This is a genomic window from Novosphingobium capsulatum NBRC 12533 (genome assembly GCF_001598375.1).
In the GTDB taxonomy this organism is placed as follows: domain Bacteria; phylum Pseudomonadota; class Alphaproteobacteria; order Sphingomonadales; family Sphingomonadaceae; genus Novosphingobium; species Novosphingobium capsulatum.
Map to the genome: position 1 here is coordinate 1 of NZ_BCYV01000045.1, position 5,610 is coordinate 5,610.

The 5,610-nt window shown below is 60.3% G+C and carries 6 protein-coding genes and 1 pseudogene; all 7 read left to right on the forward strand.

Translation table 11 applies throughout. The features are described from left to right. Positions 1-401, forward strand: a pseudogene (locus tag SCA01S_RS22000) (Ti-type conjugative transfer relaxase TraA); the annotation flags it as partial. Further along, positions 398-1,114, forward strand: coding sequence for a DUF6118 family protein (locus tag SCA01S_RS21330; protein WP_062788809.1), 717 nt, complete (start codon positions 398-400; stop codon positions 1,112-1,114). The pseudogene SCA01S_RS22000 and the gene SCA01S_RS21330, both read left to right, overlap by 4 nt. 130 nt (positions 1,115-1,244) lie before the next feature. Then, positions 1,245-2,819, forward strand: coding sequence for a class I SAM-dependent DNA methyltransferase (locus SCA01S_RS21335; RefSeq protein WP_062788812.1), 1,575 nt, complete (start codon positions 1,245-1,247; stop codon positions 2,817-2,819). Beyond that, on the forward strand, positions 2,809-3,240 hold the full coding sequence (locus SCA01S_RS21340; RefSeq protein WP_062788813.1) for a nucleotidyltransferase substrate binding protein: 432 nt from the start codon (positions 2,809-2,811) through the stop codon (positions 3,238-3,240). The genes SCA01S_RS21335 and SCA01S_RS21340 overlap by 11 nt, the downstream gene beginning before the upstream one ends. Further along, entirely contained in the window at positions 3,227-3,556 is a 330-nt protein-coding gene (locus SCA01S_RS21345) for a nucleotidyltransferase family protein (RefSeq protein WP_062788815.1), read from the forward strand. The genes SCA01S_RS21340 and SCA01S_RS21345 overlap by 14 nt, the downstream gene beginning before the upstream one ends. 14 nt (positions 3,557-3,570) lie before the next feature. Beyond that, positions 3,571-4,848: a restriction endonuclease subunit S gene (locus SCA01S_RS21350; protein WP_062788817.1), complete on the forward strand. Its 1,278-nt coding sequence runs from the start codon at positions 3,571-3,573 to the stop codon at positions 4,846-4,848. Between the two features lie 151 nt (positions 4,849-4,999). Then, on the forward strand, positions 5,000-5,610 hold a 611-nt coding region (locus tag SCA01S_RS21355), incomplete at its 3' end, for an NYN domain-containing protein (protein WP_157089086.1).

A 5,610-nucleotide genomic window follows, 5' to 3' on the forward strand; every position in this document is an offset into this window, starting at 1 on the left:
TCATGGTCGAGGCCTCCATCGGCCGCACCGCCAATGCCATCGGTGCCATGAAGCTCGAAGCCGAGATTCGCGCCAATCCCGAATTGCGCGCCGATCGCTTCGTCGAGTCCTGGCAGCAGCTTCAGGACCAGCGCGGCCGTCTCAGCGGCAGCAGCAACCGCGAGGCGCGCCAGCAGGTGGAAGGCCAGATGCGCGCCATGGCCAAGGGCCTGGAGAAGGACCACGAACTGGGCAGTGCCCTTAGCAAACGGGGCAGCCAGCTGATCGGCAAACAATGGTCGCGGGAATGGTCGCCGGGCGTCAGTGGCCATGACATCACCGAAGCCGCGAGGACCAGGTCGATCGCCCAGCAACTCACTCACTCGCTCGAGCGTGGGCGTGATCGGGGGATAGGGCTATGACTGACGCCACCGCCAACCGCGCAAGCACGCAGTCCGACCTCGACCGTCCGGAAGTGGCGTTCGAGGCCATGACCCACAAGCTCGCCGTCCTCATCGCCGCTGTCGAAGGCTTTGCCGCCCGGCAGCAGGAACTGCACAGTCGGGACTACACCCAGGACCTGGCTCGTATCCATGCCTGCCAGGACGACACAGCCGCCGCGCTCGAGACGCTGGCCAGCAGTCCGGCGCTGCAGCTGACGCCCGAGACCATTGCCGGCCAGATCTATCATGCCACGGCCAAGGCCAGTGAGGTTGAACGACAGCACTTCGGCGCGGCGCGGATCGACCTGGATCGCACCGTCCTCACGATCAACGACATCGTGCAATCCATCCTGAGGGGGCTCCAGCAACTGCGCTGGCTGGGTGTCGCAGCGGCCATCGGCGTGATGACGGGCTTCCTGCTGGGCTGGGTTGTTCCGGACGTCGTTGACCGGGCGGTGCCAGAAGGCTGGCATTGGCCGGAAGAGCGTGCGGCCAGCCTGCTCCAGCGCGATGGCTGGGCGGCTGGGGAGCGGATGCTGCAGGTGTCCGATCCGCAGCGGTGGCACGCCTTGCGAGAAGCTTCCATCATCTACCAGAGCAACGTTAAGCCGTTGCAGGACTGCCAGCGGCGTGCGGCGAAGGTTGGAAAGGGCGTGAGTTGCTCGATCTCGGTGGGCGGGCCGCAAAAGTAGGCGCGCCTCTGGTTTCCCCACTGAATAATCACGCATGCCGGATTGCTCATTTGCACCTAAGGTTGGCATCGCACCGCTACGCTTGCTACTCGCGAGCAAGATTAACACCACCGCATTGAGCAAGGGGCACATGGCGAAAAAACTCGCAAAGACAACGAAAGGGCAAGCCAAGGGTGGCGACCTCGGTTTCGAGGCGGAGCTGTTCAAGGCGGCTGACAAGTTGCGCGGGACAATGGAGCCTTCCGACTACAAGCATGTTGTTCTTGGCCTGATCTTTCTCAAGCACATTTCGGATGGTTTTGAGGCCAAGCGCGCCCAGTTGCTTGAGGAATACCCCGAAGGCGTCGAGGATGAGGACGAATACCGCGCCGACAACGTCTTCTGGGTGCCCAAAGAGGCGCGCTGGTCGCATCTTCAGGCCAGCGCCAAGCAGCCCGGCATCGGCAAGATTATCGATGATGCCATGCTGGAGATCGAGAAGGTCAACCCAACGCTGAAAGGCGTTCTGCCCAAGGACTATGCCCGCCCGTCGCTCAACGCGATCATGCTGGGCGAGCTGATCGACCTCATTTCCGGCATCGGCTTCAAGGAGACTGATGGCCAGAGCCGCGACGTGCTGGGCCGGGTCTATGAATATTTCCTCGGCCAATTTGCCGGATCGGAAGGCAAGCGCGGCGGCGAATTCTACACGCCCCGCTCGGTCGTGCGCACCATGGTCGAAATGCTCGAACCCTATCGCGGGCGCATTTATGACCCATGCTGCGGTTCGGGTGGCATGTTCGTCCAGTCGGAAAAGTTCATCGAAAGCCACGGCGGCCGCATCGGCGACATTGCCGTCTATGGGCAGGAATCGAACCACACCACCTGGCGCCTGTGCATGATGAACCTGGCGGTGCGCGGCATCGATGCCGACATCAAGTGGAACAATGACGGCAGCTTTCACCGCGACGAATTGCCCGATCTTCGCGCCGATTACGTGCTGGCCAATCCGCCGTTCAACATTTCGGACTGGGGCGGCGAACGGCTGCGGGAGGATGGCCGCTGGAAATTCGGCACGCCGCCTGCGGGCAATGCCAACTTCGCCTGGCTCCAGCACATCCTGCATCACCTCTCGCCCACCGGCACGGCGGGTGTGGTGCTGGCCAACGGTTCGATGTCGTCCACCCAGAATGGCGAGGGCGAGATCCGCCGCGCCATGGTCGATGGCAATGTTATCGACTGCATGATCGCCATGCCCGGCCAGTTGTTTTATTCAACGCAAATCCCCGTCTGCATCTGGTTCCTCGCCAAGCACAAGTCCAACGGCGTTGGCCGCTATCAAAAGCTGCGCGACCGGCGCGGCGAGATCCTGTTCATCGATGCGCGCAAGCTGGGCCATATGGTCGATCGCACCCGCCGCGAATTGAGCGACGATGACATCCAGCAGATCGCCGACACCTACCACGCGTGGCGCTATGGTGACGGCTACGAGAATGTCCCCGGCTTTGCCTATTCCGCCAAGACGGAAGAAATCGCCGGACACGGCTATGTCCTCACCCCCGGCCGCTATGTCGGGGCGGAGGAGGTGGAGGAGGACGACACACCTTTCCCCGAACGCTTTGCCGCGCTGCGAACCACGCTGGAGGCGCAGTTCAAGGAAAGCGACCGGCTGACCGCGCTGATCCGTGAGAAGCTGGCCCAAGTGGAGATGCCGCATGGCGCTTAATGTCGAACACCTGCTTCGCACCGCCGCCACGCTGGAACAGGCGCTCCATGCGCTGAACAAGCCGCTCGATCCCGAAAGCGTGGAATACGACCTGTTCCGCAACGCCGCGATCAAGAGCTTTGAACTCTCGCTGGAAACGGCGGGCAAGCTGCTGCGTAAAGCGCTCAAAGCCTATTCCGGCGATCCGCGCGGGGTGGACCGCTTGGTCTTCAACGATGTGCTGCGGCAGGCGGGCAAGCATGGCCTGTTCGATCTGGCGGCGGTGGAGCGCTGGCTGGCCTATCGCGCCAACCGCAACAGCACCGCGCATGATTACGGCGCGCAATTTGCCAATGAAACGCTGAAACTGCTGCCCGACTATCTGGCCGATGTGCGCAGCCTTGCGGTGGAATTGCAAAAGGTGTTCGATGCCGCAAGTTGATCTGGCGCGGCTTGATCTGCCGCCGCGCGTGCTGGCCTGTTTGCAGGATCTGCTCAAGGCCCATGTGCCCGATGCCGAAGTCTGGGCCTATGGCAGCCGGGTAAGCGGCGGCGCGCATGAGGGCAGCGATCTGGACATCGTGCTGCGCCCCTCTGCCCTTGGCGAGCAGCCCGCAGGCTGGCTCGATCTGAAGGACGCTTTGCAGCAGAGCGCCATCCCCATCATCGTGGACACGCATCTGTGGCAGCACCTGCCCGCCAGCTTTCAGGACGAAATCGAGCAGGCCTATGTGGTCTTGCAGCGGGGGCGGGTGTGATGGCGTGGCCAACAATGACACTCGCGCAAGCCGGTGTCGCGCTGATCGATTGTGTGCACGCGACACCAGCGGCCATGACTGCTGGCCTGCCTTACATCGCTATTCCGCAGATGAAAGATGGTCGCCTCGACTTTGATGGAGCTCGCAAGATCTCGCGTGCAGACTTCATCGAGTGGACACGAAAGGCCCGCCCTCAACGGCATGATATCGTATTGTCGCGGCGTACCAATCCCGGCGTAATCGCGCCAGTGCTGGACGATACAGAGTTCGCCTTGGGGCAAAATTTGGTTCTGCTTCGGGCCGATGGCCAAACGGTTGCACCGTCATTCCTGCGATGGCTTGCGTCCAGCCCCTATTGGTGGGACCAAATCGCCAAATTTAACAATGTGGGCGCAATTTTTGACAGCTTGCGCTGCGCCGATGTTCCGAATTTCGAGCTACCGATCCCTCCGATCTCGGAGCAACTTCGGATCGCTGATTTGCTGGCGGCTCTCGATGACAAGATAGAGTTGAACCGGCGGATGAATGCGACGCTGGAGCGCCAAGCGCGCGCGCTGTTCCGCGACTGGTTCGTCGATTTCGGCCCCACCCGCGCAAAACAATCTGGCGCCCCCGCCTACCTCGCCCCCAACCTCTGGAACCTCTTCCCCGCCACCCTCGACTCCGAAGGCAAACCGGAGGGGTGGAGAAGTTTCTCAGTTGGCGAACTGGCGACCCAGAATACGGCATCCATCAACCCGTTTTCCTCTCCTGATCAATTGTTTGAGCACTATAGTTTGCCCGCCTATGATAGTGGACAATCACCGGCCATTGACCTTGGCGAAACGATCAAGAGCAACAAGACGATTGTTCCCGAATGCGCTGTGCTGCTGTCCAAACTGAATCCCGAAATCTCGCGAGTTTGGCTGCCCGATCCCAAGGGGCAATTGCAACAGGTCGCCTCTACCGAATTCCTCGCATTCGTAGCCGAACCTTGGGTTGGTCGAAATTTTCTCCACTACCTGTTCGCTGAACCGACATTCCGTCAAACATTGGAAGGGATGGTCACTGGCACCTCTAAAAGCCATCAGCGGATTTCGCCTCCCGCGCTGAGGGCTATGCAAGCAGTGATCGCAGACCCAGCGATTATTGGCGCATATAATACGACCATCGCGCCAATGGTCGAGCAGCTAACCGCCAATCGCCTTCAATCCCGCACCCTAGCCCAAACCCGCGACCTGCTGCTGCCCAAGCTGATGTCGGGCGAAATTCGCGTGGCGGCGGCAGAGCGGGAAATGAGCGCGGTTTTGTAAGCGCGCTCAAATTGCGCACATTATTTTGGAGCAAAAATTTTCCGCTGCGCTTTTCCGAGTATCGCAAATTCATTGACCGGAAATTTTTGCTGCATATATACCGCGTCATATCTCCCTTGGCGCTTCGGGGCCAAGGTGCGCGGCGGCCCTAGTGGCCGCCGCTGCTTTATCAGCCACTGAAAATCGTAATTCACGGCGCATTCCCGCAAAATTGCTTCCCTATTTCAGCGGCTTTGCCTTATGCAATCGTGCTATGAGAACGCGTGTCTATATCGATGGATTCAACCTCTATTACGGCTGCCTGAAAGGCCAGCCGTACAAATGGCTCAACCCTCACGCGCTTTGCACCAATCTTTTGCCGCGCAACCAGATCGATCTTGTTCGCTACTTCACCGCCAAGGTCAGTGCGCGCCCCAACGATCCCGATCAGCCCAACCGCCAGCAAACCTATTTTCGCGCGCTAGCCACCGTGCCGCTGATCCAGATCCATCTCGGCCATTTCCTGACGCACGAGGTGACCATGCCCGATGCCGCCACATGGCATCAGGGCGGCTACCTTGCCCGCCACGTGATCAAGACCGAGGAAAAGGGATCGGACGTCAATCTGGCGACATGGCTGCTGATGGACGCCTTCGACAATCTGTTCGATTGCGCCGTGATCATCAGCAATGACAGCGACCTGAAAGAACCGATCAATCAGGTGCGCAACCGCTTTGGCAAAGCCATCGGCATCCTGAACCCGCAAAGGAATGTCAGCCAAGG